Here is a 2,223-nt window from a genome sequence, read left to right as displayed (position 1 = left end):
CCACCACGCGGACGGCGCCACCGCGCTGAGCAACCTCAGCGAGGAGGGACAGCCCGCCGGCACCCTCGCGGCCCGCCTCGACCCGGCGTCCGACGACGGCCGGATCACCACCGCCGAGGTGGTGGCCGGGGACGGCCGCCGGACCGCCCTCACCGCGGCGCAGCGCGCCGCGCTGGCCGGCCTCGCCGCGGACGGCGCCCTGCACACCCGTACCGTCCCCGGCCTCGGCACCTACCGGGTGACCGTCGTCGCCGGGGAGGCCGCGCCCCTGCTGGCCGGACTGCCGACGGACCACGTGCGGGACACCGTCGGCCGGATGGCCGTGACCGAGGCGGTCATCGCCGGTGCCGGGCTGCTGACCGCGGCCGGCGTCTGCACGGTGGTGATCCGCCGCGAGCTGCGCCCGCTGGGCCGGGTGGCGGCCACCGCCGCCGAGGTGGCCGGCGCCCCGCTGGAGTGCGGGGAGGACGTCACCCTCCCCCGGGTGCCCGCCGGAGACACCGACCCGCGCACCGAGGCCGGGCAGGTGGGCGCCGCCCTCAACCACCTCATCGACCGCGTCGAGTCCTCACTGGCCGGACGGCGGCGCAGCGAGGAGCGGATGCGCCGCCTCCTCGCCGACGCCGGCCACGAACTGCGCACCCCGCTCGCCTCGATCGCCGGGTACGCCGAGCTGATGGGCCGGGGCGCCGAGGACACCGACGCCGGCCTGGCCTGGCGCCGGGTCTCCGCGCAGTCCGCCCGGATGACCGGGCTGGTCGAGGACCTGCTGCTGCTCGCCCGGCTGGACGAGGGACGGCCGCTGGAGGCGGTGGAGGTCGACCTCGCCACCCTCGTCGCGGAGGCGGTGTGGGACGCGCGGGCGGCGGGCGCCGGCCACGACTGGCGGCTCGCGCTGCGCGTGGCCGGCCCGGCCGTGGTGACCGGCGACCCGGCCCGGCTCACCCAGGTCGTCGCCAACCTGCTCGCCAACGCCCGGGCGCACACCCCGCCCGGCACCCGGGTCGACGTCACCGTGGAGGCGACGCAGGCGGGCACCCGCCTGGTCCGGGTCCGCGACGAGGGCCCCGGCATCCCGCCCGCCCTGCTCCCGTCCGTCTTCGAACGCTTCACCCGCGCCGACTCCTCCCGCTCCCGCAAGCCGGGTGCGGACGGCGGCTCCGGGCTGGGCCTGGCCATCGCCGCCGCGATCACCCGCGCGCACGGCGGCCGGCTCACCGTCGAGAGCAGGCCCGGCCGTACGGAGTTCACGGTGACGCTGCCGGGCGCCGCGTCGCCCCCCGACGCCCGCGGACGTCCAGGACCGGCCTCGCCCTCGTCGACGCCCCCAGGGGCCTGACGCCGCCGCGCCCCGGCTGAGCGGCTCCGGCGGCGCCTACGGCTGCCCGTAGGCCGCCACCATCAGCGCCTGCGCCACCTCGTTCATGCCCTCGCCCTTCGCGTCGGTCGAGTTGACGCCGTACACCAGGGTGCGGGAGCCGTCACGGGTGGCGGAGACGGCGGCGTTGTAACCCCACCGGCCACCGGTCTTGCCCCACACCTCCCGCCCGCCGAGCCGCTTCACGGACAGGCCGACGGAGTACGCCGCGGGGTCGCCGGTCTCGTGGTCCGCGACCTGGGGGAGGGTGAACATCTCCTCCAGGAGGGGCCCGCGGACCACCCGGCCCCGGAACAGGGCCTCCGTGAACCGTTCCAGGTCCGCCGTGGTGGAGACGAGGTCCCCGGCCGCCCAGGCGTCCGTCGCGCCCCACACGGACACGTCCCGCAGGCCGGTCGTCCCGTCGTCCAGGGTCATGGTCTGGTAGCCGTGGTTGTACGGGCCGTCGATGCGCGGGTCGGCGCCGGGGAGGTACGTGTCGCGCAGGCCCAGCGGGTCGAGTATCCGGCGGGCGACCTGGTGCTCGTAGGAGTCGCCGGTGACGCGCTCGATGAGCAGGCCCGCGACGGTGTAGCCGATGTTGAGGTAGTGCTGCGCCGCGCCCGGCGCGAACTCGCGCGGCTGCGACGTCGCCGAGCGGACCATCGCCTCGGGGTCGTGGACCAGGAAGCGGTTCGCGTACGCCTCCTCGACGGTGGCGCCGGGCAGGCCGGCGGCCGGGATGCCGTGCGTGTGGTTCAGCAACTGCCGCACGGTCACCCGCGCGTACGCCTGCGGGATCAGGTCCGGGAGGTAGGAGCGGGCGGTGCGGTCGAGGTCGAGCCGGCCCTCGGCGGCCAGCTGCA

At 77.2% G+C, this 2,223-nt stretch carries 2 protein-coding genes; one reads left to right on the top strand and one right to left on the bottom strand.

Annotated elements, in window-relative coordinates; translation table 11 throughout:
- On the top strand, positions 1-1,339 hold a 1,339-nt coding region (locus RIF68_RS34970), incomplete at its 5' end, for an ATP-binding protein (RefSeq protein ID WP_309055569.1).
- Positions 1,340-1,375: 36 nt separating this feature from the next.
- Here the strand turns inward: RIF68_RS34970 and RIF68_RS34965 are convergent.
- Positions 1,376-2,223, bottom strand: an 848-nt coding sequence (locus RIF68_RS34965) for a serine hydrolase domain-containing protein (RefSeq protein WP_309055567.1), incomplete at its 5' end; no start/stop codon positions are given.

This window comes from Streptomyces sp. (assembly GCF_031178505.1).
GTDB lineage: Bacteria > Actinomycetota > Actinomycetes > Streptomycetales > Streptomycetaceae > Streptomyces > Streptomyces gulbargensis.
The sequence above is the reverse complement of the archived record's forward strand: the minus strand, read 5'-3'. Positions and strand labels throughout refer to the sequence as shown.